Source organism: Amycolatopsis sp. WAC 04169 (genome assembly GCF_003947535.1).
GTDB classification, from domain to species: domain Bacteria; phylum Actinomycetota; class Actinomycetes; order Mycobacteriales; family Pseudonocardiaceae; genus Amycolatopsis; species Amycolatopsis keratiniphila.
The window spans coordinates 22,793-48,570 of record NZ_QHJI01000001.1 but is presented as its reverse complement, the minus strand read 5'-3'; the positions used below and the strand labels follow the sequence as shown (position 1 = coordinate 48,570).

Here is a 25,778-nt window from a genome sequence, read left to right as displayed (position 1 = left end):
GTCGTGCGAAAGGTCCCCGGTCGATGAACGCGGTCACCCCGCCTGGCGGTGAGCAGTCCCTGGGTCCCACCGCGCGCCGGATGATCCTCGGCTCTCAGCTCCGCCGGATGCGTGAGGACGCGGGCATCACGCGCCAGGAGGCCGGCTACAGCATCCGCGGCTCGGAGTCGAAGATCAGCCGTCTCGAGCTCGGCCGCGTCGGCTTCAAGGAACGCGACGTCGCCGACCTGCTGACCATGTACGGGATGACCGATCCCGGCGAGCGGCAGCAGTTCCTCGACATGGTCAAGGAGTCGAACGAGCCGGGCTGGTGGCGCCGCTACGGCGACCTGATGCCGAGCTGGTTCAACGACCTCGTCGGGCTCGAAGAGGCCGCGGCCCGCATCCAGGTGTGGGAGCCGCTGTACGTCACGGGTCTGCTGCAGACCGAGGACTACGCGCGGGCGATCATGAGCCACGGCCGCAAGGACATGGTCAACGAGCAGATCGACCGCCGGGTCGCGCTGCGGATGCGGCGCCAGAAGATGCTGTCGCGGCCGGACGCGCCGCGGTTGTGGCTGGTGCTCGACGAGTCGGTGCTCCACCGGCCGATCGGCGACCGCGAGGTGCTGAAGGCGCAGATCGACCACCTGCTGGAGATGATCCAGCAGCCGAACATCTCGGTGCAGGTCCTCCCGTTCGACCGGAGCGGCTACTCCGCGGACAGCGCGTTCTCGCTGCTCAGGTTCGCGGAAGAGGAATTGCCGAACATCGCCTACACCGAGTACCTGACCGGCGCGCACTACATCGACAAGCGCGACGAGATCGAGCGGTACAGCCGGGCGCTGGACATGCTCGCGGTCGACGCGGAGACGCCGGACCGCAGCCGCCAGATGCTGTTGAAGCGCCGCGCCGAAATCTGAGCCGATCACCGTTGTGGGGCTGGCCGCCGTTCCGGGGCCGGCCGGGATTTTCTTGCCTGCACCCGAAATTCCGACGACAAGTCGTAGTTGTTCACCCGTTGGAGACGGTGCGCGTCACCCTTTAGTGGGACGGCTGAGGGCCCAAGTCATCACTGCACGCGAATTCTGCAAAAACTTCTGCACGTGCATTTACCGCTGCAGTCACACGTGCTAACTTTGGGATCACAGGCAAATGCACATGCAGATGCATCGCCCGAAGTCTTCTGTCGGGGAAGGTGGGGACCATGGCTGAACAGTTCGACAACGGCATCCCGGCCGATCGTCTTACCGGCGCCCAGTGGCGCAAAGCCAGCTACAGCAACGCGATCGGCAACTGCGTCGAGGTGGCGCCGCTCGCTTCCGGAGAGATCGCGATGCGCAACTCGCGCTTCCCGACCGGTCCGGCCCTGATCTACACCCAGGCCGAGATGGCCGCATTCCTCGCGGGTGCCAAGGACGGCGAATTCGATGACGTTCTCGGGTGACACCATCACCGCGGAAATCACCGACATCGAAAGCGGCCTGCAGGAACTGATCCACCGCGGGTACCAGTTCGTGCACCCGTGCGACGCGAACGGCGAGGTCATGGCCGTGGTCGGCGTGCGAGTCCACGACAACGTGGTCGACGTGGTCCGGCTCAACGCCGAGGACGACGTCGTCGCGACCCGCATGCCCGGCACCGAGGAGGACATCCTCGAGCCCGAGGTCTGGTTGTGGCGGTACACCGGCGACGCGGCGACGGTGCTGACGGCACTGCTCGCGCTCCCGGACGAGCGCACACCCGGCTCGCTCTACGTTCCGGAGACCGCGGCCAAGGGCTGCTGGGTCCCCGGCCGCGGCGGCACGTCCAAATGGCTCGCCGCGGGTTAGTCAGCTCCTAAGCACAGTCGACCGCCTCTGTCGAGGGGGAGCGGTCGGCTGGTCGGGGGTCGTGAGTGACGGGTCTTGACACCCGCTCGTCACTCACGGTCATCAGTCGAAGCGTGTCCAGCGCCACCTCGTGCGGCGCGTTGATCTCCTGCTCACCGTTTACACTGGTGGCGGCCTGCCCTCTTTCTCCCTGGGAGCACCTCGGTGGTTTCCGACCCGTCCCTCGCCGGACAGCCCGTGACCGACCAGCCCGATCCGGAACCCCGCGAGGAATGCGGTGTCTTCGGTGTCTGGGCGCCCGGAGAAGAGGTCGCGAAGCTGACCTACTACGGGCTCTACGCACTTCAGCACCGCGGCCAGGAAGCGGCCGGCATCTCGGTCTCCGACGGTTCGCAGATCGTCGTCTTCAAGGATCTCGGCCTGGTCAGCCAGGTGTTCGACGAGCAGGTCCTGCAGTCGCTGCAGGGACATATCGCCGTCGGGCACTGCCGCTACTCGACCACCGGCGCGACCATCTGGGAGAACGCGCAGCCGATCTTCCGCACCACCGCGACCGGCAGCGGATTGTCCTTCGCGCACAACGGAAACCTCGTCAACACCGCGGAACTGCGGGATCGCACGGTCGAGGCCGGGCTCAAGCCGCACGCGGGGCTGACCGGTTCGTCCAGCGACTCGGACCTGGTGTGCGGGCTGCTCGCGGCCAACGCCGCCGACAAGGGCATCGAAGCCGCCGCGCTGGAACTGCTGCCCACCCTCAAGGGCGCGTTCTGCCTGGTCTTCGCCGACGAGTCCACCCTGTACGCCGCGCGCGACCCGCACGGCGTGCACCCGCTGGTGCTCGGCAGGCTCGAACGCGGCTGGGTCGTCGCCAGCGAGACGGCCGCGCTGGACATCTGCGGCGCGTCGTTCGTCCGCGAGGTCGAGCCCGGCGAGCTCATCGCGATCGACGCCGAGGGCCTGCGCTCCTCGCGGTTCGCGAACCCCGAGCCCAAGGGCTGTGTCTTCGAGTACGTGTACCTCGCGCGCCCCGACACCTCGATCGCCGGCCGCAGCGTGCACGCCACCCGCGTCGAGATCGGCCGCAAACTCGCCGCCGAGCACCCGGCCGACGCCGACCTGGTCATGCCCGTGCCCGAATCCGGCACCCCGGCCGCCATCGGCTACGCGCAGGGCTCCGGCATCCCCTACGGCACCGGCCTGGTGAAGAACGCCTACGTCGGCCGCACCTTCATCCAGCCGTCGCAGACCATCCGCCAGCTGGGCATCCGGCTGAAGCTGAACCCGCTGCGCGACGTCATCCGCGGCAAACGGCTCGTGGTGGTCGACGACTCCATCGTCCGGGGCAACACCCAGCGCGCCCTGGTCCGCATGCTGCGGGAGGCCGGCGCGCTCGAGGTGCACGTCCGGATCGCCTCGCCGCCCGTGCGCTGGCCGTGTTTCTACGGCATCGACTTCGCGTCGCGGGCCGAGCTGGTGGCCAACGGCGTCGACCTCGACGGCATCCGCCGCTCCATCGGCGCCGACACCCTGGGCTACATCTCCCTGGACGGGCTGGTCGCGGCGTCGGAGCAGCCGAAGTCGCGGTTGTGCACCGCGTGCTTCTCCGGCGAGTACCCGATCGCGCTGCCCGAAGACGCGCTGATCGGGAAGCACCTGCTGGAGAGCCTGGACTCGGTGAATGGCGCGGCGAAGCCCGTCAGCCCTGCCGGGTACGGTGCTGAGGACGCCATCCGGCGTCCCTAGACCTCTCTTCCAGAGTTGGAGTCCGCTTCCGTGAGCGAGTCCACGAGCGCCACGTACGCCGCCGCCGGCGTCAGCATCGACGCCGGTGACAAAGCCGTCGAGCTGCTCAAACCGCACGCCGAGAGGGCCACGAGGCCCGAGGTGATGGGCGGCGTCGGCGGTTTCGCCGGGCTGTTCTCCCTGAAGCTGGACAAGTGGAAAGAGCCGGTGCTGGCCTCGTCGACCGACGGGGTCGGCACCAAGATCGCCGTCGCGCAGGCACTCGACAAGCACGACACGGTCGGCATCGACCTGGTCGCGATGGTCGTCGACGACCTGGTCGTCACCGGCGCCGAGCCACTGTTCATGCAGGACTACATCGCCGTCGGCAAGGTCGTGCCGGAGAAGATCGCGGCGCTGGTCGGCGGGATCGCCGAGGGCTGTGTCCAGGCGGGTTGCGCACTGCTCGGCGGCGAGACCGCGGAGCACCCCGGCCTGATGGGCGAGCACGACTACGACCTCTCGGGCACCGGCATCGGTGTCGTCGAGGCGTCGAACGTGCTCGGCCCGGAGCGGGTCCGCCCCGGCGACGTCGTCCTCGCGCTCGGCTCGTCCGGCCTGCACTCCAACGGCTACTCGCTGGCCCGGCACGTGCTGCTGGACATCGCGCGGATGCCGCTCGACGGGCACGTCGAGGAGTTCGGCCGCTCGCTGGGCGAGGAGATGCTGGAGCCGACCAGGATCTACGCGAAGGATTGCCTCGCGCTGGCGGCCGAGGCCGACGTCCGCACGTTCGCGCACGTCACCGGCGGCGGTCTGGAGCAGAACCTCGCCCGCGTCATGCCGCGCGGCCTGGTCGCGCGGCTCGAACGCGGCACCTGGACCCCGGCGCCGGTGTTCGCGCTGATCGGCCACCGCGGCAAGGTCGAGCGCGCCGAACTGGAGAAGACGTTCAACATGGGCGTCGGCATGGTCGCGATCGTCGGCGCCGACGACGTCGACCGCGCGCTCGCGATGCTGACCGCGCGGCACGTGCCGGCCTGGATCCTCGGCGACGTGCAGCCCGCGGAAGACCCGGACGGTCCGCGCGCCGTGCTCTCAGGTGACCACCCTCGCTTCTGATTTAACGGCTTGGGCCCGGGTGACACACTGGGTCCGTGGCTGATGACGTGGTGATCGGTACCCGGTTCGTGATCCCGGGTGCCGAATTGAGCGAACGGTTCTCCCGGTCCTCGGGCCCGGGTGGGCAGGGCGTGAACACCACGGACTCGCGGGTCGAACTGTCCTTCGACGTGGCCGGTTCGGCGTCCGTCCCGGAGCATCTCCGGGCCCGGATGCTGGACCGGCTTTCGTCGCGCCTGGTCGACGGCGTCGTCACGATCGCCGCGTCCGAGCATCGCTCCCAGCTGATGAACCGGGAAGCCGCGCGGGCTCGGCTGGTGATGCTCCTGACGGACGCTTCGGCGCCCCCGGCTGCCAAGCGGCGTCCCACCAAACCCTCACGGGGTTCGAAGGAACGCCGCCTGGCGTCGAAGAAGCGCCGCGGCGAGGTCAAGAAGTCACGCCGAGGCGGCTACTCAGACGACTGACAGGTGCACGCACTCGGCAGCGGTCTCGAACCCGACCCGGCCGTAGACGCGTTCCGCCTGCCCGGCGCCCGGCGTCAGGAACACCGACCGGCCGCCGCGCGCGTGTGCCTCGCGCGTCAGGTACTCCGTCATCGCCGCGGCGATCCCGCGGCTCCGGTACTCCTCGAGCACCCCGATCCCGGCGATCTCCGTCGCGCCGTCGAGGATCGCGGTCGCGACCCCGCCGCCGACGGCCTCGCCGTTCTCGCCGACCGCCATCACCGAGATGGTCTCGCCGCTCAGCTGATCCGGCGACGGGTCGAGGTGTTCATCGGGATCGATCTCCCCGAACGCCAGGTTCTGCGCCCGGATCATCCGCCGGAGTTCGCCCTCGGTCTTCGGGGTGACCAGGCTGATCCCGGCCGGTTTCGGCTGTTCGACGACCTGCCCGGGAACGCAGATCATCAGCGGAACCCGCCGCTCCAGCGTGTAGCCGCACCGGACGAGCACGGCTTCGGCCTCCGGGACGGCTTCGGTGAGGAACTCCAGACGCGGCGCGAGGCCGCGCTTGCGAAACGCCCCGGTGAGCGCGGCGACGTCGTCCTCGGTGGGGACGGCGCCGTCGTCGGGGATCGCGTAGTTGAGGAAGGGGCTGCTGGATTCGGGGTAGTACGTGGCCAGGAACGGCCCGATCCGCTCGGTTTCGCGGAATTTCGCCGCGGTGAGGCGGATGTAGGACTGCAGAGCACGGATCGTCTCGGAAAGCACTGGTGGAAAGCCTTTCGGGCAGAAGAAAGAGACGCACGGGAGGAACCGCGTGCGTGGTGGGCTGGCGAGTGCGCCGGCTAGCTCGTGCCGACGCCACCGAAGGCGTCAGGCATGAGGCATCCCTCTTTCTTGGTGCGTAGGGCTTTCGCGATCACTTTCGCACGACGGTCAACCGATTTACCTCCGCTGCGGATGCGCGATGCCCGAGTACCGCTCGTCCCAGACCGACCTCGGGACCCGGAGCCGGACCGGGGCTTCGCACACCCTCCGGACCTGCGCCGGGATCGCCACCGGCGGCCGGACGTCCAGGCGGTGCCACAGCCGTTTGCTCATCGCGGCGCCCGCCACGGCGCCCAGGGTGTTCAGCAGGATGTCGTCCGCCGAGGTCACCCGGCCTGCCTGGATCAGATACTGCGTTCCCTCCACCAGCACCGAGACGGCCAGCGCGCCCAGCGCGATCCGGCCGAGGGAGCGCAGGCGGCGGAACCGCATCGGGAGCAGGGCGCCGAGCGGGCTCAGCATGAGGACGTTGCCCAGCGCCTGCCAGAGATTGGCGCTGTCGTTCAGGGCGAGGCGCAGGTCGGTGCCGGGTTCGAGGTTCAGCCTGCCGCCCTGCACGCCGGCCACCGGCATCGTGACCAGGCACAACACCAGGAAGCAGGTCAGTACGAGCGTCATGTCGACGGCGGCCGTCGCCGACGCGGAGAAGAGGTCGGCCTGTCTTCGCCGGCGTCGATGCGCCGCGAGCAACGGCCACCCGAGCAGTGCGTACGGAACCGCGGTGATCGTCAACGGGATCATCACACCGAAAGCGCGGAGCAGCTCACCCATGGCCTTCCTTTCCGGAGCGCCCAAGATCACCTTCGCATCACAAGATCGACTCGGCATGGCGGAGTGGCCGCACTAAGAGGTGATCTTTTCCGGTGGCGGAAAAGGTTTTCCCATGCTCGGCACCGTCCACAAAGGAACCTGTGGACAAACCTGTGGACGGCCGCGAACCAACCGGAAGAAGGCCTTATCCCGTAAGGAAAAGCCTTGTGGGTGACCTGTGTACTACTTGCCGTGTCCGGCGAGCTCCCGCGCGTGTTCGAGCAGCTTTTGGAGGTGCAGGCCGCGACGCACGTCACACGGGTGCGAGGTCGTCCCGCTCGCGGCCATCGCGGCGAAATCGTCCAGGAGCGCGGTGTACGACTCGCCCGCCGAGCCCGGCTTCCGGCCGAGCGTGCGGTACCCGTGCTCGCCGTAGACGGCGACCTCGACGACCGTCGGCTGGATCGGCAGCCGCAGCGACAGGGTCGCCGTACTGGTCGCGCCACCCTCGTGGGCTAACAGCAATTGCCACAGATCGTCATCGGTCCGGTTCGCCGCGAGCACTTCGGTGATCTCGCCGAGCGCGGCGTCCAGCAGATCGAGGGCGTGCGGGCCGATGTCGGCGAGCGCGCCGGAGTCGTGCCGCCACGCCGAGGACTGGTACTGGCCGCCGAGCAACGCGCCCGAAAGCCATCGGGCCCCGCCACCCCGCCAGCCGCCCGCTTCCTTGATGCCGTCGAGCCACTCGCGGGTCATCGGCGAGAAACGCAAGATCAGGACCACGAGAGCCGCGACGCCCGCGGCCTCGACCGCGTCCGCGAGCCGCCGCGCGCCGTCGAGATCCGCGGCGATCGGCTTCTCCAGGATCAGATGCTTGCCCGCTTCCGCCGCCCGGACCGCCAGCTCCGCCTGAACGGCGGGCGGCACGGCGAACGCGACCGCGTCCACCTGGTCGAGCAGCTCGTCGAAGCTGTCGACGGCCTGGGCGCCATGCGCCTCGGCCAGCTCCTTCGCGGCTTCGGGACGCCTGGCCCAGACCGCGCGCAACGTCATCCCGGGGTGATCGGCGAGACCTGGTGCGTGCACCGTCTTCGCCCACGGACCGGCACCGACCAGACCCGCGCGCAGCTGTCCCTGTCCCACGCCCCCGAGTCTAGGGCCCCGCGTTTAGTCCTCTGAATGCGGTGAACCGCATTCAGAGGACTAAACGCGGAGGAAAAGCTCGGGTCAGGAGTAGCTGTAGAAGCCGCGGCCGGTCTTCTTGCCGAGCAGGCCGGCGTCGACCATGCGCAGCAGCAGCGGCGGCGAGGAGTACAGCGGCTCCTTGAACTCGGCGTACATCGAGTCCGCGATCGCCTTGATGGTGTCCAGGCCGATCAGGTCCGACAGCCGCAGCGGGCCCATCGGGTGCGCGGTGCCGAGCTCCATGCCGCGGTCGATGTCCTCCGCGGACGCGAAGCCCGACTCGATCATCCGGATCGCGGAAAGCAGGTACGGCACGAGCAGCGAGTTCACGATGAACCCGGCGCGGTCCTGCGACCGGATCACGGTCTTGCTCAACGCCGTCGTCGCGTGCTCCTCGGCACGGCGGGCGGTGTCGTCGCTGGTCAGCAGCGAGGGCACCAGCTCGACGAGCGGCAGCACCGGGACCGGGTTGAAGAAGTGGATGCCGATCACCTGCTGCGGGCGGCCGGTGGCCATGCCGAGCTTCATGATCGGGATCGAGGAGGTGTTGGACGCGAACACGGCGTCCTCGCGCTCGACGATCTTGTCCAGCGACCGGAACACCTCGACCTTGGCCTGCTCCTGCTCCAGGATGGCCTCGATGACGAGGTCGCGATCGGCGAATTCGCCGATCTCGGTGGTGAAGCGGAGTCGTCCGAGCGCGGCGTCGGCGTCTTCCTGCGAGAGCTTCCCGTTCTTGACGCCGCGTTGCAGCGACTTCTCGATCCGCGCCCGCCCGGAGTCCAGCGCCGGCTGGTTCACCTCGGTGACGATCACGTCCAGCCCGGCCCGTGCGTGCACCTCGGCGATGCCCGAGCCCATGAGCCCGGCCCCGACGACACCTACTCGCGCTACGTCAGACATGGCACCTCCTCATATTTTGGGCAGCACGCGACACGCGAGGGTGATCACCGGGGCAAGCCCGGATCCACCCTCGCGTGTCACGCGTTGCTCAGCGGCGGTATTCGTCGTACCCGTCGTACGGGTCTTCGTCGTACCGCTTGTCGTCCTCGTGCCTGTCTTCCGAGGAACTACTGGACAGCTCGCGCTGCAAAGCATCGAAGTCGGTTTCGTGCGAGCTGTACTTGAGCTCGCGCGCCACCTTCGTCTGCTTGGCCTTAGCCCGGCCGCGCCCCATGGCTCGACCCCCTCGCACAGGGGCGGGGCGGCCGGGGGAATCGGCGGCCCCGCATCGTCTCGACAATTCTTTCCTGCTGACACCGTACCGTGTCCGGGGGGTTGGATGCGACGTGGCACGGTGTGCCGGTGGCGACAGTGTTCCCCGAACGCCGGTTACCGGCCGGTCGGTGGCGATAGTCGCAGGTCGGCGTGCCACGATGCTCGTGTGCCCCGTCCGTTCGCGGCTTATCTCCGCGTCTATGAGCCCCTGCTCGCGCTGGGGGATCCTCCGGACGAACGCCTGCTCGAGGCCGTCGAAGCGGCCCGGCTCGATCGTTCGGCCGCGGGCGAGCGCGAGCAGGCATTGTGGCTCAAGTCACAGCATGTCGGCCGGTTGCTGCCCGCCGAACTCGCGGACGGCAGGGCCGCCCCCAGTCTCGTCACCGACGTTCTCGTCCTCGACCCCGAAGACGTGCCGGAGGGTGAGCACGGCGACGCCGGTCCGGGGCCGCTGATCTGCCCGATGGAGATCCGCGCCCGCTCGGCCGCGGCGTTGGTGACCTTCCTCGGCGACGCGCATCCGGCGCTGAAGAACGCGGTGCTCGACGCGGGCGGCGCGTCGCTGGACATGATCCGCTCGCGGGCGAAGTCCGCGATCGGCGACTTGTCCGCCTCGGCCTCGCACACGCTCTCGACGACGTGGACCGTTCCGCTTCCGTGGTTCGTCCTGTTCGACCCCGGGATGCGCCGGGTCAAACTAGGCAAGGGACGCGACGACCCGGAGCGCGAGGTGTCGTGGCGGGTCTCCATCGCCGACGCGCGGCATCGCGCCCGCGAGGTCGGGGACCTGCTCGAAGCGACCTTCGGCGACTCGGGGCCCGGCCGGGTGCTGCTCGAGACGCGACGCTGGCTCGACAGCTTCCACCCCGGATCCGCGGTCGAACTCGACTACGGCGGTCTCGTGCAGCTCTTCGCCGACTCGATCCTGCAGTCCGACACGACCGCCGAAGAGGTGCACGACATCCTCGACGCGCTCCGCACCGGCAACGTCGACGAGCTGGCGGAACTGTTCGCCGACCTGCGGGACTTCTGGGGCGACCTCGCCGCGCGGGAACGCGCGAACTAGCCGAAGAGGCCGGCGGTGACCTTCAGTTCGCCGACCGGTTTCCCGCCGCCGAGCACCGCGTTACGCGCGAGGTCCACTGCTTCGTCGCCCGGGTCGATGCCGAGGTGGCGCAGGGTCGCGAGCAGCAGCGGGAGCCGGGCACGGGCCGCGCCGTCGTCGATCTTCAGAGCCAGCGCCGTGCCGTCGGGGAGCGCGAACGCGTGCACTCCCTCGGCTCCGCCCTTCGAGAGCAGACCGTCGATGGTCCGCATCAGCACGGTGTCCTCGCGGCCGGTGCCCGCGACCTGCCACGGATGCGCGCGGACGGCGTCCGCGACCCGGCGTTCCGGTCCGCCCATGGCGGTGACCAGCCTGCCGAAGGAGCGGGCGAGGCCGGTGAGGGAGAACGCGAACAGCGGGGCGCCGCAGCCGTCGACGCCGACCGTCTCGATCGTCTCGCTGGTGAGATCGGCGACGGTGGCTTGGACGATCTTCTGCAGCGGGTGGATCTCTGCCGTGTAGTCGCCGGTCGGCCAGCCGAGCTGGGCGCAGGTCGTGAGCATCGCGGCGTGCTTGCCGGAGCAGTTCATCGCGGCCCGGCGTTTCCCCGTCGACGCGACGGCGAGCATGCTCGGCTCGTGCAGTGGGAAGGCGGGCGGGCAGGCCAGCGCGTCCTCGGTGAGCCCGGCGCGGGAAAGCATCGCCAGGGCGCCTTCGACGTGGCCGGGTTCGCCGTTGTGCGAGCCGCAACCCAGCGCGAGTTCCTCGTCGCCGATCGTGAGGCCGGCGCGGAGCATCCCGACGGCCTGCAGGGGTTTGTTGGACGAGCGCGGGTACACCGGCCGCTCGATGTCGCCCGCGGAGAAGCGCACCGAGCCGTCCGGGGCGGTGATCACGAGGGCGCCGCGGTGCACGCTCTCCACGAAACCGGATCGGACGACCTCGACCAGGACCGGATTCGTCACTCGGACCCGCCGCGTTCGGTGTCGAGCAGGTCGTCGACCGACGCCGTGCCCTGGCGGTAGCGGGTCGCGATCTCGGCGTTGATCGTGTCCATCACGCCCTGCACCTCGCGGCGGTACGAAGAGACGGAGACCTCTTCGTCGGCGTACCGGTTGAGGGCGTTGACCAGCTTCTCGTCCGAGAGCGTGCTGACGTCGGAAAGGTCCGTGTCGCCGATGAGGGCCTCGGCGAACCGCCGGTGCTCGCCCGCGCGAGACGGCTCCAGCCGCTGATGCCTGCCCGAACCCGTGGCCGGGCCGATGGCGTTGTCCGCCAGGATCGCGGCCAGGCGCTCGACGACGCTGCTCTCGCCGCCGGAACTCCGGCGCTCCTGCTCGGCCCGCACGATGTCGATGCGCGCGTGGAGCAGGCGCCGCAGGTACGACAGGTCGGTCTCCTCCTGCGCGGCCTCGTCACGGCGCTCGCGCAGCACGGAGAGGGTCAGCTCGCCGAGGTCGCTGAGATACCCAGGGCCGAGCACGCGGTCGATACGACGGCGACCACCGGGCCGGACTTCGATCACGCGCGTAGCTTATCGCGCTCCAGCGGAAATGTTCCGCAGGGAGCGATACCACAAGGATCTCCGCCTCTCCCGAGCCCCTCCGCCGGGCGGCTGCTCTTTCGGTCCCTTCCAGAGCCCGCCCCCCACCCGTCCCGGGGGCGGCCCCTGGTCCAGTCTACCGGGGGTGGCCGGGGAAAAGTGCTGGTCGGCGGAGTTGTCCACAGGTGGGCAGAGTTGTGGACAACTTGTGGATGGCCGCGGGGCGAGGTGGAAGTACATGAAGGCCCCCTTCCTTGCGTCTAGCGCAAGGAAGGGGGCCTTCATGTACTTGGTCTTGAGCGAAGGGGACCTTTACGCGCGGCCGCTGGGAATAGTGAGGCGAAAGGGGCGCGGCCGCAGGCAGTGAAGGCCTCCTTGAGGGACCCAGGGTCCCTCAAGGGGGCCTTCACGGACAGCCAGAAAACCCGTTCAGCCCCGCAGTCGCTGAGCCGCTTCCCGTCCGGGGGCCGGAGCCTCACCCGGAACCGAGTCCGGGTCAATGGTCGCCTGCACGACGCGGTCCTCGGCGCCCACCAGCAGCTCCGCGCCCGGCTGAGTCGAGCGTTTGACCAGCGCCAGCGCGATCGGGCCCAGTTCGTGGTGCTGCACCACGCTGCCGACGCGCCCCACCGTCCGCTCGCCCAGCACCACCGGATCGCCGGTCTCCGGCGTGATCTCCGGCGAACCGTCCAGGTGCAGCAGCGCCATGTACCGCGGCGGCCGCCCGACGTTGTGGACCTTCGCGACGGTCTCCTGCCCGCGATAGCAGCCCTTCGCCACGTGCGCGGCGGAGTCGACCCAGTTCACCTCGTGCGGGATCGTGCGTTCGTCGGTGTCGACGCCCAGCCGCGGCCGCAGCGATTCGACCCGCAGCGCGTCGAAGGTCCAGCTGCCCGCCGGTCGCGCGCCCGCGTCGGTCAGGCGCCGCCACCAGTCGGCCAGTTCGGCGCGGGGCACGGCGAGGTCGACGCTGTGCCGCCCCGGCCACGGCATCCGCCGCGCGAAACCGCCGGGGATCGCCACGACCGAGTACGGGTCCGAGCCCACGGAGACGCCCACTGAGTCCAGAACGCGGTCCGCGTCCGGGCCGAGGACGGTCAGCAGCGCCAGCTCGTCCGACACATCGCGGATGTCCACTTTGGACCAGAACTTCATCGCTTCGAGGTAGTCGCGCAGTGTCTGCTTGCCGCCGGACGGCAACGCGCTGGTGGCGACCGCGCCCCGGTCGCTGTCCAGCCACACCGTGCCGTCCGCGTGCGCGACGACCATGTGCGTGTCGACGCGGCCTTGGCTGTCCAGCACGAGCGCCTCGGTGCCGGTGCCCTCGGCGAGCCCGGTGACGTGCTGCGAGATCACCAAATGCAACCAGGACAACCGTTCTTCCCCGGTCACGGCCAGGATCTCGCGGTGCGACCGGTCGATCACGACCGCGCCGCGCGCCGCCGTCCGTTGCTCGGCGAAGGGGTCACCCCAGTGCCACGGGACACCTTCCTCCGGATGCCCGTCGGGTGCCGCGATCGGTCCGGGAAGGTCGAGCAAGGGGGAGCGGTAGGGCATGAAACCCATGCTAGTGAGTACCGTGTCCCCATGCGCGTGCTTGCCTTCCTCGACGGGACCCTGGCCGACCCCGAAGCCGCCCACCTGCGGGTGGACGATCTGGGACTGCTTCGCGGCGACGGCGTGTTCGAGACGATCCTCGTCGTCGACGGACGGCCCCGCGAGCTGCGCCCGCACCTCGAGCGGCTGGCCCGTTCCGCGGCCATGCTCGACCTGCCGGAGCCGGACCTCGCCGCCTGGGAGCGCGCCGCGCAGGTCGTCATCGACAACTGGTCCGGCCCGGCCGAGATCGCGCTGAAACTGGTGTACACCAGGGGAATCGACGGCGATCCGGAGGCGAAGCCGTTCGGGTTCGCGCTCGGCGTGGAGATCGACGAGAAGGTCCAGCGGGCCCGCGTCGAAGGCGTCGCGGCGATCACCCTCGAGCGCGGTATCGAGCCCGACCTCGCCGAGCGCGCGCCGTGGCTGCTGCTGGGCGCGAAGTCGATTTCGTACGGCGTCAACATGGCGGCGTTGCGGGAGGCGGGCCGCCGCGGCGCGAGCGATGTGATTTTCACCGCCGCCGACGGCACGGTCTTCGAAGGGCCGACTTCGACGGTCGTCCTCGCGAAGGAGAAGACGCTTTACACGCCGCCGGCGATCATCGGCATCCTGCCGGGGACGACGCAGGCGGCGCTGTTCCGCGGCGCCGAGCGCGCGGGCTGGTCGGTCAAGGTCGAACCGCTCAACGTCTCGGACCTCACCGAGGGCGAAGGGCTGTTCCTCGCCTCGTCGGTCCGCAAGCTGACCCGGGTGCACACGCTCGACGGCGTCGCGCTCACCGACTCCAGCGCGATCCACGCCGAGCTGGCTGCCGCGTACGAGAGCGAGTACGCGATCAGCTGAGCGTCGCGCGCAGCTTGGCGATGGTCCGGAGGACCTCGTCCCGGTGCTTCGCCGCGGTAATCCACGCGGGCAGCCGCGCGACCAAGGTCAGGCCGGGATCGTCCCCGAGCCCCCGTTCCCGCAGCTTCGCCGCGATGAACCGTTCGAGCAGGTCGAGGTGACGTTCGTGGAACGCCCACAGGGTGTGCCCGCCGCAGCAGTCGGCGCGCAGCCACAGAGGTTCGCGGAAGAACGGGTCGACCGGACCGTTCCACACGCTGTAGTTGGGGGCGGAACGAACGCGCACCAGGGCGCAGCCGGTGCAGGTCAGTCGTTCGGGGGTGACCGTGGCACGACGCGAGCAGCGCGGGCAGACGACGAGGATCGGCTCGTCCGCCAGATTGCCGATCCGGGTCTGGGGATCACGGAACCGCGGGCCGTCCATCAGGCGAGCGGGCTGATGATCAGCAGGTGCGGAAGGATCTCTTCCTCACGGTAAGCCGCGATCTTGTGGTGCCCGTCGAGGATCACCGCCGCGTCGGCGGTCTCGAGCACGACCGCGACCGGCCGGTGCCCGCTCTTGATCGCGGTCCGGTAGTAGCCGACCCGGGACACGTCGGCGGGCGGCCAGTCGGCGCTCGGGGTCAGGTAGCGGTCCTCGGCCAGCCGTTCGGGTCCGGTGACCTGGTATTCGCCGTCGGCGAAGAGTTCGAGAAGCGGGCGGAGCGTGTCGCCGAGCGGGCGCCGTATCTGGCCGGTGGCCAGGGCGATCCGCAGCGACTGCGGGAGTTCCGGTTGGGTTGGGACCCGGTTCGAAGCACTCTTTCCCGCTGAGAACCAGTTTGCGCTGTTCGTGTCGATGACACCCGTGCCACCGTCGACCTTTACCTGTTCCACACCCTCGTGGACGAGTGAAAGCGGAGAAGGGTTCCGGGTCTGGCCTGCGCGAGGGCCGGGAGTGACGCCTGTCTCACCACGGCCGCCACCGGATAACCACCGGTAGTCGGATGATCCGCCAAGAACACCACCGGCAACCCGTTCGGCGGAACCTGCACGGAGCCGGTCAACAGGCCTTCGCTCGGCAACTCCCGCTCCGCGTATTCGTCGCCGCGAGTCAACGCGGGTCCGTCGAGCCGGAGCCCGACGCGGTTCGATTCCGCCGTCACCGTCCAGGTCTTCGCGAGCCCCGCCGCCAGATCCTCGAACCAGTGCGCCCGCGGGCCCGGGTCCACGCGCACGATCAGTTCCGCGGGTGCCGTCGTGGGCAGCACGACGTCGGCACCGCCGGATACGCGCGGTGTGCCGAGCGGCAGGACGTCGCCCTTCTCCAGCGGCGCGGAGCCGATTTCCGAAAGGACGTCCCGCGACCGGCTGCCGAGTTCCGCGTCGACCGTGATGCCACCGGAAACCGCCAGATAGCACCGTAACCCGGTGGCGGGCGCACCGATCGCCACCACCTGCCCCGCCGCCAGCCACACCGGAGCGTGCGAGCCGACGGGACGCCCGTCCACCTCGACGGCGACGGAAGGGCCGGTCACCGCGACCGTGCAGGACGTCGTCGCGCGCAGCCGCAGCCCGCCGAACAGGCACTCCACGCCGGCCGCGTCCTCGGCGTTGCCGACGAGCCGGTTGGCCAGTTTCAGCGCCGGGACGTCGAGCGCGCCCGACGGAGGCACGCCGAGATGCGCGTAGCCGGGCCTGCCGAGGTCTTGGATCAGCGCGAGCGGGCCGGTCTCGACCACTTCGAGGGCCCTCATCCGGCACTCCGGAAGCGCACGCGGTCGCCGGGCGACAGCAACGCCGGCCGGTCGGCGCGGGGATCGAACAGGACGGTCCGGGTGTGGCCGATCAGCCGCCAGCCGCCGGGCGAGACGCGCGGGTACACGCCGGTGAACTCGCCCGCGATACCGACCGAACCCGCCGGCACGCGAGTACGCGGAGCGGACAGCCGCGGTTGCCGGAGCGGCTCGGGAAGCCCGGTCAGGTAACCGAATCCGGGCGCGAACCCGGTGAAGGCCACGGTGTAGACGGCGCCGGTGTGCAGCCGGACGACGTCCTCTGTGGACACTCCGGCGTCCTGCGCGACGAGTTCGAGATCCTCGCCGTCGTAGGTCACGTCGAGGGTGATCTCGCGGGATTCGCCTTCCGGGGGATGGTCGAGGTCGGCGTCCGCCAGCAGCTCACGGACGGCCGCGAGCGCGCCGGAGCCGGGGGTTTCCACCACGAGCAGGCTGCGGGCGCCGGGAACGAGTTCGGTGATGCCGTCCGGGCGCGCGGCCGAGACCGCCGCGTGCGCCGCCATCGACTCGGCCAGGGAAGCGCAGTCGAGCAGGGCGGCGTGCTCGCCGTAGGCACGCCACCGCATCGGAAGAACGTCAGCCCACCACGCGACGCAGCAGCGCCGACGTGTGCGGCTGCAGTTCCTGGCCCATCATGGCGCGCTCCTCGACGTAGCCGAGTTCGCCGTTGACGATGCCGTACAGCCGCTGCGAGGCCGTGACGTCCTTGGCCGTCGAAGTGCGGACGACCGCGTCGGTGCCCAGCTCCCAGGCCGGGACCGAGGCCTTGCCGCGCGGCTTGCCGTAGAAGAGCTCCACGATGCCGGTGTTGTGCGTCAGCAGCAGCTCGATCGTGTCGTCGGCCTGCGGGCGCCAGAACCCGGATTCGCGCGCGGCGGGGCGGATGACCTTGCCGTCCTCGTCGAGCAGCCAGGCACGCGCCTCGTGGGTGAGGAACGGGCGGCCGTCGTGCGCGATGGTCAGCTGCATGCCGAACCGGTACGGGCCCTCGATGGTCGGGTAGTCGACCTCGCCCTCGCCGCGCCACACGCCGACGAGCGGCAGCAGCGCCAGGCAGGCGTCGTTGAGGTTCGGACCCTCGCGCAGGTTCGCCGTGTCGCCCGGGATGGGCATGTCAGGGAAGGTGCCGTACGGAGGCAGGTTCCGGTCGCGCGTGGTCTCCGCGCGCTTTTCCGCGGCCTGGATGGCCTCGTCGCCACTAGCCGTCATCGGTCAGCGCTGGTCCGCGTAAAGCCGGTAGACGACGTACACGGCGAACCAGGTGGTCGCGACGCCGGCGAGCACCAGCAGGGTCGTAAACAGGATCTCCACGCCACGCACTTTAGTCGCTACCTGCCCGGACAGGCCTGCCGAGGTCGCGTGGCAGTGCCCACACGCGCGTGAAGGCCCCCTTCCCTCGGTTGGATCCAGTCCTGCCGCGCGCCAGCGCGTCCGTTGAGGGCGGTGGCGGGGGCATGGATGGACGAGGAAAGGGGGCCTTCACGCGCGAAAACGTCAGGCGACGGAGATGGCGAGCTGGTGCACGCCGGGTCCCTGCGCGGTGACGGAGGCTTCGCCGTTGCCGGAGCGGTGCAGCGCGCGCACCGTCCAGTCACCGGGGGCCGCGTAGAAGCGGAAGTCGCCGTCGGCCGACGAGACCACCTCGCCGGTGAAGTCGCCGCCGCCGTCCAGCAACCGCACGAAGGCGCCGCCGACGGGACCCTCCGAGCCGGTCACCTTGCCGGCCAGCACGACCTGGCCGCGGGTGTCGTAATCGGCGGGCGTGGCCTCCTGGGCCGGGGCGCCGCAGCTGTCGTCTGCCATCACTTAGCTCCCAACTCGACCGGCACGCCGACGAGCGAGCCGTATTCCGTCCACGAACCGTCGTAGTTCTTCACCTGGTCGTAGCCGAGGAGCTCGTGCAGCGCGAACCACGCGATGGACGAACGCTCACCGATCCGGCAGTACGCGATGGTGGCCTTCGACTCGTCGAGGCCCTCGTCGGAGTACAGCTCCTTGATCTCTTCCTCGGTCTTGAAGGTGCCGTCCTCGTTCGCGACCTTCGCCCACGGGACGTTCAGCGCGCCGGGGATGTGACCCGGGACCTGCGACTGCTCCTGCGGCAGGTGCGCCGGGGCGAGCAGCTTGCCGGAGAACTCGTCGGGCGAGCGCACGTCGACGTAGTTGCTCTTGCCGATCTCGGCGACGACCTCGTCGCGGAACGCGCGGATCGACAGGTCCTGCTCCTTGGCCTGGTACGTGGTGGCCTCACGCTTGACCTCGTCCGCGTTCAGCTCGCGGCCGTCGAGCTCCCACTTCTTGCGGCCGCCGTCGAGCAGCTGCACCTTCTCGTGGCCGTAGAGCTTGAAGTACCAGTACGCGTACGCGGCGAACCAGTTGTTGTTGCCGCCGTAGAGGATCACGCGGTCGTCGTTCGAGATGCCCTTCTCGGACAGCAGCTTCTCGAAGCCCTCCTTGTCGACGAAGTCGCGACGGACCCCGTCCTGCAGGTCCTTGCGCCAGTCGAACTTCACCGCCCCGCGGATGTGTCCGTTGTCGTACGCGGTCGTGTCCTCGTCGACCTCGATGAACACGACACCCGGGGTGTCCAGGTTCTCCTCGGCCCACTGGGTGGTGACCAGGACGTCTTCACGGCTCATGGAGCTGACTCTCTTTCTGGGTTAGGACGCGCGAGGGCTGGGGCTGAAACGCTTGATGAGCAGGTACATCTCGCAACCGAGACAGAAGTTGAACGCCGCGTTGAGGAACGCCGCGAACAGCGCGAACGCCGTGGCGACGAAGCCGAGCGCGGTCAGGCCGGTGGCGAAACCGACGGTGCCGACGACCGCGAACACGAACCCGACGGCCTGCGCGAACCGCAGCGGGGCGGCGTCTTCGCGTTCGGTCGCCGGGCCCAGCCGCGGCGCGACGAGGTAGCGATAGATCAGGGAGTACGGCGCCGGCTTCAGCCCGATGAAGGCACCGATCGCGAACACCACCGCCTGCGCCGCGAGCAGTGGCCACCACTGGGTGATGAGCACGACCGCGAGCACGATCGTCGTCAGGATGGCGGCGAAACGCGGACCACGGGGGTCGACGGCCGGTCCTGCGGACATGGTTCCTCCTGCGAACGAGAGGGAAGGAGCCGCGTGCCGGACGGGCACGCGCAGGCGAGGTTCAGCGAACGCCGGGACACAGGCTGCTGCGAACGCGGCACAGATCCACTGCGCGGCGCTGGGTCAGCAAGGTTCGGGGCAGCCTGTTCACGGGCACGAGGGTACGCAGAGCTCCCTCAGGTTGGGAACCGTGTTCACACCTTGGGACGCTTCCCGGAATCCGGGACGAGATGGGGCTCCAGGGCTTCGAGAAGCTCCTGACCTCGGGGAACGCCGCCGACGCGGAAGACCTCCCGGCCGTCCGGCGTCAAGGCCAGCGTCGTCGGGGTCCGCAATATCGAAAGTGCCTGGGCGACTTCGGGGGTTTCGGTGACGTCCAGATCGACGTGCGTGAGGCCGTCGGTCTTGTCCGCGAGCGCCGAGAGGATCGCGCGGGTGTGGCGGCACGGCGCGCAGAACGTCGTGGAGATCTGGACCAGGGTGACGCCTTCGGGCGCGAGGGCACCCGAGACGCGACCGGGCAGGGTGGGCGCGCCGGGCTTGGCCGCGCGGATCCGGCCGTTGCGCGCCCGCAGCAGCGCGCCCGCGACCCCGCCGAGCACCAAGACGCCCAGCAGCACCCACACCCCGGTCATCCGCAAATCACCCCTGAGGCTTCGCTCCGCTGAAGGCGACGTTCTTGCCTTCGCCCTTGATGGTCACCGAGCCGCTGTTCACGCGCACCGACGTCGGCGTCACCGAGAACGGCATCGTGCCGGTGTCGATGGTCGCGTTGAAGTTCGGCAGCAGTGCGTCCTGCACGGCTTGGGGAACGACGGTGGTCTCCTTGTCATTCCCGAACTGCAGCCGCTTCGGCTCGAGCCGGATCTTCTGCCCGTCGAGTTCGATCATCGCGAAGCAGAAGATCTCCACCTTCTGCCCGGCGATCTGGACGTTGCCCGACACCCGGATCCCGGCGCTGGCGGTGTCCACCGGCTCGCCGTTCTCGTTGGTCGCCGTCGGTTTCGTCTCGCCCTGGCCGCTGTCGCCGTTGCGGACGTAGTCCTCGGTGACCGGTTCGATCCGGAGGTTCTCGATCTTGTCCAGCGGCGCCTGCCGCGCGATGTCCGCGGCCTTGATCGTCACCTCGCCCTTGAGCGTGCCGATGACGATCGACTTCGTGTTGCCGGACGTCAGGTCCGAGAGCGGCGCCGTGACGTCGCTCATGTCGGCGTTGAAGTCCACGTCACGCAGCTTCGGCGGAACGGCCACGCCCTGGGCGTTGATGGTGATGTGACTGTAGTCACCGGAAAGGGCCTGGGTCAGGAACGGGAAACCGTGCACCGTGACCGCCGGATCGTTGGCCAGGCTCAGCTGCTCGCGGGCCTTCTGGGAGATCGTGTGCTCGGCGTACGCCGCGGCCCCGAAATCGGCGCCGACCAGCAGCACCACCAGTACCGCGAGGGCGATGAGCCAGCCCCGGCCACGGCGCTTTCCTCGCTTGGCGGACCGCCCGGGAGAGGGTCGGTCGTCCTGCGCCACGGGCCTGCTCACCATTGCGTCGAATCTCCTTCGTCAACCTCTTTGGCCAGGTGTGATCGATCCAGCACGGGGTAGGTCCCCGGCCGTTCACCCGCTATTCTCACTAAGCACCGGCGGTCGCCACGTTCGAGGCGGCCACGATCCGAAGGCGGTGCGGCGATGAGCCTGGACCTTCTGGTACTGACCGCGGAAGCAGATGCCACCACGGTGTTGCCCGCCCTGGATCTGCTGCCCCACACCGTACGCGTCCGTGCTCCGGAAGTGACCGCGCTGCTCGACGCCGGCCACCGCGACGTCATCGTCCTCGACGCGCGCACCGATCTCGCCTCCGCGAAGAGCCTCTGCCGTCTGCTCAAGGGCGCGGGTGAGGACGAGACCTCCACGCCGGTCATCGCCGTCGTCGGCGAAGGCGGGCTGGTCGCGGTCAGCGCGGAATGGCGCACCGACGACATCCTCCTCCCGACGGCCGGTCCCGCCGAGGTCGACGCCCGGCTGCGGCTGGTCACCACCCGCGACGGCAGCGCCGCGCAGGTCGACGCCGAACTCCGCGTCGGCGACCTCGTCATCGACGAAGCGACCTACACCGCGAAGCTGCGCAAGCGCACTCTCGAACTCACCTACAAGGAGTTCGAGCTCCTCAAGTACCTCGCGCAGCACGCCGGCCGGGTCTTCACCCGCGCGCAGCTGCTGCAGGAGGTCTGGGGTTACGACTTCTTCGGCGGCACGCGCACGGTCGACGTCCACGTCCGGCGCCTGCGCGCGAAGCTGGGGCCGGAGCACGAGCAGATGATCGGGACCGTGCGCAACGTCGGCTACAAGTTCGAGCGGCCCTCCAAGGGAAACACCGCCAACACCGCCGCGGCCAAACCGGCCGTCGCCCCGGACTCGAGCGTCTACGAGCCGAGCGAGTTTTCTTCGCACTGAGTCCCCTTCCTGTCTGACAAGACGTCCAGGCGGAGAGCGGGTTCCCGGGTAGGGTCGATTTCATGCTCGATCTGGCTTGGACCGGTGAACCGGACACGGAAGAGATCCACGACTTCCTCCTCGCCGTGCGCGAGGAGGACGGCCGTCCGGAGGACTCCGGGTTCGACGGTGGGCGGCACCTCCTCGGTCACGTCGACGGTGTGCTGGTCGCGTACGCGCACCTGGACACCGAAGGCGACTCGCACGGTAACCAGGTCGCCGAACTGTTCGTCCATCCCGCGCACCGCCGCTCCGGCCACGGCAGGGCGCTCACCAGGGCACTCGTCGAAGAGACCGCGGGAAAGCCGCTGCGTGTCTGGGCGCACGGCGACCACCCCGCCGCCGTCCACCTCGCCGGGACCGAAGGGTTCGAGCGCGCCCGCGAACTGCTGATCCTCCACGCCGACGTCGAAACCGCGGACTGGCCGGAACCCGTGACGCGCGAAGGGGTCACGCTGCGCACGTTCGTCCCCGGCCAGGACGAGGAGGCGATGGTGCGGATCAACGCCCGCGCCTTCGACTGGCACCCCGAGCAGGGCGCGCTGACCGCCGACGAGGTCCGGTCGACCGAGAAGGACGCCTGGTTCGACCCCGAGGGCTTCTTCCTCGCGGAGGAGAACGGCGAGGTCATCGGCTTCCACTGGACGAAGGTGCACGAGGCGGTCCCCGGCCGGTTCGGCGGCGAGCCCGCCGGCGAGGTCTACGTCGTCGGCATCGACCCGGACGCGCAGGGCGGCGGCCTCGGCAAGGCCCTCACACTGGCCGGGCTGAGGTATCTCCGTGATCGCGGGCTGGGGCAAGTGATCCTGTACGTCGAAGGTGACAACGCGCCCGCACTCGCCGTGTATTCGAAGCTCGGCTTCACCCGATACGAGGTAGACGTTCAATACGCACGGTAACCGCGTTCACACGGGCGGCACTTGACCGGTCACGGAGAGCAGACGCGCAGGTCACGGGCGGGACACGGGTCCCTTTCGGAGTAGTCGCGCTGCTCACATCGGCCGCCTTGTTCACTTGCCGTTCACCCTTAGACGGCCGCCTGTCCACTGTCGGTGCTTAATGTCCGGGTCCGGAAGGAACGCTCCCGTTCCACCGATCCGGCGAAAGTCTCCCAGTGGAGGAAATGCAGTGAAGATCATGCGGCCCGCGGGCGCGATCGGCATCGTGGCCACCGCCGCCCTCGTGCTCGGCGCCTGTGGATCCGACCCGGCGGCGACCAAGCCCGGCAGCACGGGTGCCGCCGCCGCTCCGAGTGGCGCGGCCAACGTCGAATGCGGCGGCAAGAGCCCGCTTTCGGCCGAGGGCTCGTCCGCGCAGAAGAACGCGATCGACATCTTCGTGCAGGCTTACGCCGCCAAGTGCTCCGGCCAGAAGGTGAACTACAACCCCAGCGGTTCGGGCGCCGGCATCAAGCAGTTCAACGCGAACCAGGTCGACTTCGCCGGTTCGGACTCGCCGCTCAAGGACGAAGAGGCCGAGAAGGCCAAGGCCCGGTGCGCCTCCGACGCGTGGAACCTCCCGCTCGTCGTCGGCCCGGTCGCCGTCGCGTACAAGCTCGCCGGGGTCGACAAGCTGACCCTGACCCCCGAGGTCACCGCCAAGATCTTCAACGGTGGCATCACCAAGTGGAACGACCCGGCCATCAAGGCGGTCAAGGGCAACGAGAGCCTCAACCTGCCGGACAAGGCCATCCAGGTCATCTCGCGCACCGACGAGTCGGGCACCACCGACAACTTCCAGAAGTACCTGAAGGTCGCGTCCAAGGGCGCCTGGACCCAGGGTGACGGCAAGAAGTTCAACGGCGGTGTCGGCAACGGCGCGGAGAAGTCCAACGGTGTCGCCAACGCCGTGAAGTCCGCCGACGGCGCCATCACCTACGTCGAGTCCGCGTTCGCCAAGGACGGCATCAGCACCGCCCTCATCGACAGCGGCTCCGGCGGTGTCGAGCTCAACGCGGCGAACGTCGCCAAGTCCCTCGACGCGGCGAAGTTCAAGAAGGAGGGCACGAACGACCTGGCCCTCGACCTGGACTCGATCTACTCCAGCAACGTGCCCGGCGCCTACCCGGTCATCCTCGCCACCTACGAGATCGTCTGCTCGAAGTACGCGGACGCCGAGGTCGGCAAGGCTGTCAAGGCGTTCCTGAACGTCGCCGCCACCGACGGTCAGAAGCCGCTGTCGGAGAAGGGCTACGTGCCGATCCCGCAGAGCCTGCAGGACAAGGTCCTGACCGCCGTCAAGGCCATCGCCTGACCTGTCGACGACCTCTAGGTTGATCAGTAAACAGGCTGGACAGAAGTAGTCGATGAGCGATTCGTCTTCGCCCAGAACGCCCACCGGCGACCCCGGTGGGCGTTCTGGCGTCCGCGAGACCTTCACGGAGGACCCGATTTCGGAGCAATCTGCCGCGTCACCGCCCGAGCAGTCCTCGGTGCGCCTCGCGAGCCCCAATTCCAGGACGGTGCGACCCGGTGACCGCATCTTCCAGATCCTGACCACCGGAGCCGGCGTCTTCGTCGTCTCGCTGATCGGCCTGATCGGGTTGTTCCTGCTGGTGCAGGCCATTCCGGCGCTGCAGGCCGACAACGTGAACTTCCTGACCAGCCAGGTCTGGCAGACCACCCCGGACGACATGCGCTTCGGGATCATGGGCCTGCTGCTGGTCACGGTGTACTCGTCCCTGCTGGCGCTGATCATCGCGATGCCGATCTCGCTCGGGATCGCCCTCTTCCTCACGCAGTACGCGCCGAAGCGGCTGGCGCGGCCCTTCGCCTACGTGATCGACCTGCTCGCCGCGGTCCCCTCGATCATCTACGGCCTGTGGGGCCTGATGGTCTTCGCGCCGGCGATCGAGCCGTTCTCGCAGTGGGTCAACGACACCTTCTCGTGGATCCCGCTCTTCGCGGCGGGCAACGTCTCGCCCGACCTGCGGGGCACCATCTTCACCGCGGGCATCGTGCTGGCCGTGATGATCCTGCCGATCATCACCTCGCTGTCCCGCGAGATCTTCGAGCGGACCCCGACCCCGCACATCGAAGGCGCGCTGGCGCTGGGCGCCACCCGCTGGGAGGTCATCCGCACCACGGTGCTGCCGTTCGGCAAGGCGGGCTACATCGGCGCCTCGATGCTCGGCCTCGGCCGCGCGCTCGGCGAGACGATCGCGCTCGCGATCATCCTGACCGGCGCGGTCGGCCGCGAGTTCACCTGGAGCCTCTTCGACGGCGGCGCCACGTTCGCCTCGAAGATCGCGGCGGACTACGCGGAACTCAACAACGAGATCTCGGCGGGCGCGTACATCGCGGCGGGTCTCGTGCTGTTCCTGCTGACGCTCGTCGTCAACTTCATCGCGCGATCCGTCATCGCCAAGAAGGGGGACTGAGCATGTCCACCACGCTCGAGAAGACCCCCGCCACCACGCCCGCCTTCCAGCAGGTCAGCTTGGCCCGGAAGGCCAAGAACGGTTTCGCCACGGCACTGATCTGGCTGTCGTTCCTGATCGCCGTCGTGCCGCTGGTGTGGCTGCTGGCCACGGTGATCATCAACGGGGTCAAGCGGATCCCGTACAGCAACTGGTGGACCGAGGACTTCGGCTCGGTGCTGTCGGACGAGGTCGGCGGCGGCGTGGCCCACGCCGTGATCGGCTCGGTGCTGCAGGGCCTGGTCTGCGCGATCATCGCGGTCCCGATCGGCATGCTGGTCGCGATCTACCTGGTCGAATACGGCCGCGGCAAACTCGCGAAGATCACCACTTTCATGGTGGACATCCTCTCCGGTGTCCCCTCGATCGTCGCGGCGCTGTTCATCTACGCACTGTGGATCACCACGTTCGGCCTCCCGCGCAGCGGTTTCGCCGTGTCGCTGGCCCTGGTGTTGCTGATGATCCCGGTGGTCGTGCGCTCCTCGGAGGAGATGCTGCGGATCGTCCCGGACGACCTGCGCGAAGCCTCGTACGCGCTGGGCGTGCCGAAGTGGAAGACGATCATGAAGATCGTCCTGCCGACCGCGCTGTCCGGCATCATCGGCGGCATCATGATGGCGCTCGCCCGCGTCATGGGCGAGACCGCGCCGCTGCTGGTCCTCGTGGGGTACTCCGCCTACGTGAACTGGGACATCTTCGGTGGCGAGCAGGCCGCTCTGCCGCTTCTGATGAACAACGAACGGGTCAGCAACCCGTTCGACGAAGGTACCGTCGCGTTCGACAGGATCTGGGGAGCGGCGCTCACCCTGGTGCTGATCATCGCGATCGTGAACCTCCTCGCCATGCTCTTTGCCCGTCTTGTCGCCCCGAAGAAGAAGTGAGCTGTTTGAG

Annotated in this window: 31 protein-coding genes; 13 read left to right on the top strand and 18 right to left on the bottom strand. The window is 69.1% G+C overall.

The window, feature by feature from the left end:
- Window positions 1–23 precede the first annotated feature (23 nt).
- The 6 genes from DMC61_RS00255 (at window position 24) to arfB (ending at window position 5,122) form a co-directional block, all read left to right on the top strand.
- The gene (locus tag DMC61_RS00255) at window positions 24–902 is read left to right on the top strand and encodes a helix-turn-helix transcriptional regulator (RefSeq protein ID WP_125685889.1); all 879 of its coding nucleotides are present in this window, start codon (window positions 24–26) and stop codon (window positions 900–902) included.
- Window positions 903–1,186: 284 nt separating this feature from the next.
- On the top strand, window positions 1,187–1,426 hold the full coding sequence (locus DMC61_RS00250; protein ID WP_005152616.1) for a DUF397 domain-containing protein: 240 nt from the start codon (window positions 1,187–1,189) through the stop codon (window positions 1,424–1,426).
- A complete protein-coding gene (locus DMC61_RS00245; protein WP_016338030.1) occupies window positions 1,410–1,811 on the top strand; it encodes a hypothetical protein in 402 nt (133 codons plus the stop codon). Before DMC61_RS00250 ends, DMC61_RS00245 begins: the two co-directional genes overlap by 17 nt.
- A 204-nt stretch (window positions 1,812–2,015) precedes the next feature.
- Entirely contained in the window at window positions 2,016–3,554 is a 1,539-nt protein-coding gene (gene purF / locus DMC61_RS00240) for an amidophosphoribosyltransferase (RefSeq protein ID WP_007032554.1), read from the top strand.
- 30 nt (window positions 3,555–3,584) lie between these two features.
- A complete protein-coding gene (gene purM / locus DMC61_RS00235) occupies window positions 3,585–4,655 on the top strand; it encodes a phosphoribosylformylglycinamidine cyclo-ligase (protein WP_038524798.1) in 1,071 nt (356 codons plus the stop codon).
- Between the two features lie 35 nt (window positions 4,656–4,690).
- A complete protein-coding gene (gene arfB / locus DMC61_RS00230; protein ID WP_016338029.1) occupies window positions 4,691–5,122 on the top strand; it encodes an alternative ribosome rescue aminoacyl-tRNA hydrolase ArfB in 432 nt (143 codons plus the stop codon).
- Here arfB and DMC61_RS00225 read toward each other — a convergent pair.
- The 5 genes from DMC61_RS00225 to DMC61_RS00205 all read right to left on the bottom strand — a co-directional run bounded on the left by DMC61_RS00225 (window position 5,111) and on the right by DMC61_RS00205 (window position 9,041).
- Window positions 5,111–5,869, bottom strand: coding sequence for a GNAT family N-acetyltransferase (locus tag DMC61_RS00225; protein ID WP_125685887.1), 759 nt, complete (start codon window positions 5,867–5,869; stop codon window positions 5,111–5,113). The genes arfB and DMC61_RS00225 overlap by 12 nt on opposite strands.
- 177 nt (window positions 5,870–6,046) lie before the next feature.
- Entirely contained in the window at window positions 6,047–6,700 is a 654-nt protein-coding gene (locus DMC61_RS00220) for a VanZ family protein (protein ID WP_125685885.1), read from the bottom strand.
- Window positions 6,701–6,922: 222 nt separating this feature from the next.
- Entirely contained in the window at window positions 6,923–7,822 is a 900-nt protein-coding gene (locus tag DMC61_RS00215; protein ID WP_125685883.1) for a Gfo/Idh/MocA family protein, read from the bottom strand.
- An 84-nt stretch (window positions 7,823–7,906) separates the two neighbouring features.
- Window positions 7,907–8,767: a 3-hydroxybutyryl-CoA dehydrogenase gene (locus DMC61_RS00210; protein WP_016338023.1), complete on the bottom strand. Its 861-nt coding sequence runs from the start codon at window positions 8,765–8,767 to the stop codon at window positions 7,907–7,909.
- A gap of 88 nt (window positions 8,768–8,855) precedes the next feature.
- The gene (locus DMC61_RS00205) at window positions 8,856–9,041 is read right to left on the bottom strand and encodes a DUF3073 domain-containing protein (RefSeq protein WP_016338022.1); all 186 of its coding nucleotides are present in this window, start codon (window positions 9,039–9,041) and stop codon (window positions 8,856–8,858) included.
- A 207-nt stretch (window positions 9,042–9,248) separates the two neighbouring features.
- Here DMC61_RS00205 and DMC61_RS00200 point away from each other — a divergent pair, with 207 nt between their 5' ends.
- Window positions 9,249–10,148: a hypothetical protein gene (locus DMC61_RS00200; RefSeq protein ID WP_125685881.1), complete on the top strand. Its 900-nt coding sequence runs from the start codon at window positions 9,249–9,251 to the stop codon at window positions 10,146–10,148.
- Here the strand turns inward: DMC61_RS00200 and DMC61_RS00195 are convergent.
- From DMC61_RS00195 to DMC61_RS00185, 3 genes are all read right to left on the bottom strand, one after another.
- Window positions 10,145–11,092 (bottom strand): asparaginase, encoded by a 948-nt coding sequence (locus DMC61_RS00195; protein WP_125685879.1) that lies wholly within the window; start codon window positions 11,090–11,092, stop codon window positions 10,145–10,147. The two genes, DMC61_RS00200 and DMC61_RS00195, sit on opposite strands and share 4 nt — an antisense overlap.
- A complete protein-coding gene (locus DMC61_RS00190; protein WP_016338019.1) occupies window positions 11,089–11,652 on the bottom strand; it encodes a hypothetical protein in 564 nt (187 codons plus the stop codon). The genes DMC61_RS00195 and DMC61_RS00190 overlap by 4 nt, the downstream gene beginning before the upstream one ends.
- Before the next feature lie 447 nt (window positions 11,653–12,099).
- Entirely contained in the window at window positions 12,100–13,227 is a 1,128-nt protein-coding gene (locus DMC61_RS00185; RefSeq protein ID WP_125685877.1) for a folate-binding protein YgfZ, read from the bottom strand.
- Window positions 13,228–13,257: 30 nt separating this feature from the next.
- Here DMC61_RS00185 and DMC61_RS00180 point away from each other — a divergent pair, with 30 nt between their 5' ends.
- Window positions 13,258–14,112 carry an aminodeoxychorismate lyase gene (locus DMC61_RS00180; RefSeq protein ID WP_125685875.1) on the top strand — a complete coding sequence of 285 codons (855 nt, stop codon included), beginning with the start codon at window positions 13,258–13,260 and terminating at the stop codon, window positions 14,110–14,112.
- On the opposite strand, the gene DMC61_RS00175 is transcribed toward DMC61_RS00180, so the two are convergent.
- The 10 genes from DMC61_RS00175 to DMC61_RS00130 form a co-directional block, all read right to left on the bottom strand.
- Window positions 14,105–14,536 (bottom strand): TFIIB-type zinc ribbon-containing protein, encoded by a 432-nt coding sequence (locus tag DMC61_RS00175; RefSeq protein WP_125685873.1) that lies wholly within the window; start codon window positions 14,534–14,536, stop codon window positions 14,105–14,107. The genes DMC61_RS00180 and DMC61_RS00175 overlap by 8 nt on opposite strands.
- Window positions 14,536–14,988, bottom strand: a complete 453-nt coding sequence (locus tag DMC61_RS00170) for a hypothetical protein (RefSeq protein WP_125685871.1) — start codon at window positions 14,986–14,988, stop codon at window positions 14,536–14,538. The genes DMC61_RS00175 and DMC61_RS00170 overlap by 1 nt, the downstream gene beginning before the upstream one ends.
- The gene (locus DMC61_RS00165) at window positions 14,976–15,848 is read right to left on the bottom strand and encodes a biotin-dependent carboxyltransferase family protein (RefSeq protein ID WP_125685869.1); all 873 of its coding nucleotides are present in this window, start codon (window positions 15,846–15,848) and stop codon (window positions 14,976–14,978) included. Before DMC61_RS00165 ends, DMC61_RS00170 begins: the two co-directional genes overlap by 13 nt.
- Window positions 15,845–16,456 (bottom strand): 5-oxoprolinase subunit PxpB, encoded by a 612-nt coding sequence (gene pxpB / locus DMC61_RS00160; protein WP_125685867.1) that lies wholly within the window; start codon window positions 16,454–16,456, stop codon window positions 15,845–15,847. The genes DMC61_RS00165 and pxpB overlap by 4 nt, the downstream gene beginning before the upstream one ends.
- Before the next feature lie 10 nt (window positions 16,457–16,466).
- On the bottom strand, window positions 16,467–17,099 hold the full coding sequence (locus DMC61_RS00155) for an FABP family protein (RefSeq protein ID WP_016338012.1): 633 nt from the start codon (window positions 17,097–17,099) through the stop codon (window positions 16,467–16,469).
- Between the two features lie 285 nt (window positions 17,100–17,384).
- Window positions 17,385–17,693, bottom strand: a complete 309-nt coding sequence (locus DMC61_RS00150; RefSeq protein WP_034312617.1) for a DUF1416 domain-containing protein — start codon at window positions 17,691–17,693, stop codon at window positions 17,385–17,387.
- On the bottom strand, window positions 17,693–18,529 hold the full coding sequence (locus DMC61_RS00145; protein WP_125685865.1) for a sulfurtransferase: 837 nt from the start codon (window positions 18,527–18,529) through the stop codon (window positions 17,693–17,695). Before DMC61_RS00145 ends, DMC61_RS00150 begins: the two co-directional genes overlap by 1 nt.
- Before the next feature lie 21 nt (window positions 18,530–18,550).
- A complete protein-coding gene (locus tag DMC61_RS00140; protein ID WP_063272594.1) occupies window positions 18,551–18,985 on the bottom strand; it encodes a DUF4395 domain-containing protein in 435 nt (144 codons plus the stop codon).
- A 194-nt stretch (window positions 18,986–19,179) separates the two neighbouring features.
- Complete coding sequence (locus tag DMC61_RS00135) at window positions 19,180–19,620, bottom strand: thioredoxin family protein (RefSeq protein ID WP_125685863.1); 441 nt, start codon at window positions 19,618–19,620, stop codon at window positions 19,180–19,182.
- A 7-nt stretch (window positions 19,621–19,627) separates the two neighbouring features.
- On the bottom strand, window positions 19,628–20,521 hold the full coding sequence (locus DMC61_RS00130) for a DUF2993 domain-containing protein (protein ID WP_125685861.1): 894 nt from the start codon (window positions 20,519–20,521) through the stop codon (window positions 19,628–19,630).
- 144 nt (window positions 20,522–20,665) lie between these two features.
- Here DMC61_RS00130 and DMC61_RS00125 point away from each other — a divergent pair, with 144 nt between their 5' ends.
- The 5 genes from DMC61_RS00125 to pstA all read left to right on the top strand — a co-directional run bounded on the left by DMC61_RS00125 (window position 20,666) and on the right by pstA (window position 25,768).
- Window positions 20,666–21,430 carry a response regulator transcription factor gene (locus DMC61_RS00125; RefSeq protein ID WP_016338005.1) on the top strand — a complete coding sequence of 255 codons (765 nt, stop codon included), beginning with the start codon at window positions 20,666–20,668 and terminating at the stop codon, window positions 21,428–21,430.
- A 62-nt stretch (window positions 21,431–21,492) separates the two neighbouring features.
- Complete coding sequence (gene mshD, locus DMC61_RS00120; protein ID WP_125685859.1) at window positions 21,493–22,368, top strand: mycothiol synthase; 876 nt, start codon at window positions 21,493–21,495, stop codon at window positions 22,366–22,368.
- Between the two features lie 229 nt (window positions 22,369–22,597).
- Window positions 22,598–23,722, top strand: a complete 1,125-nt coding sequence (gene pstS / locus DMC61_RS00115; RefSeq protein WP_125685857.1) for a phosphate ABC transporter substrate-binding protein PstS — start codon at window positions 22,598–22,600, stop codon at window positions 23,720–23,722.
- A gap of 208 nt (window positions 23,723–23,930) precedes the next feature.
- Window positions 23,931–24,848 (top strand): phosphate ABC transporter permease subunit PstC, encoded by a 918-nt coding sequence (gene pstC, locus DMC61_RS00110; RefSeq protein ID WP_063272599.1) that lies wholly within the window; start codon window positions 23,931–23,933, stop codon window positions 24,846–24,848.
- A 2-nt stretch (window positions 24,849–24,850) separates the two neighbouring features.
- Window positions 24,851–25,768, top strand: a complete 918-nt coding sequence (pstA, locus tag DMC61_RS00105; RefSeq protein ID WP_125685855.1) for a phosphate ABC transporter permease PstA — start codon at window positions 24,851–24,853, stop codon at window positions 25,766–25,768.
- Window positions 25,769–25,778 lie beyond the last annotated feature (10 nt).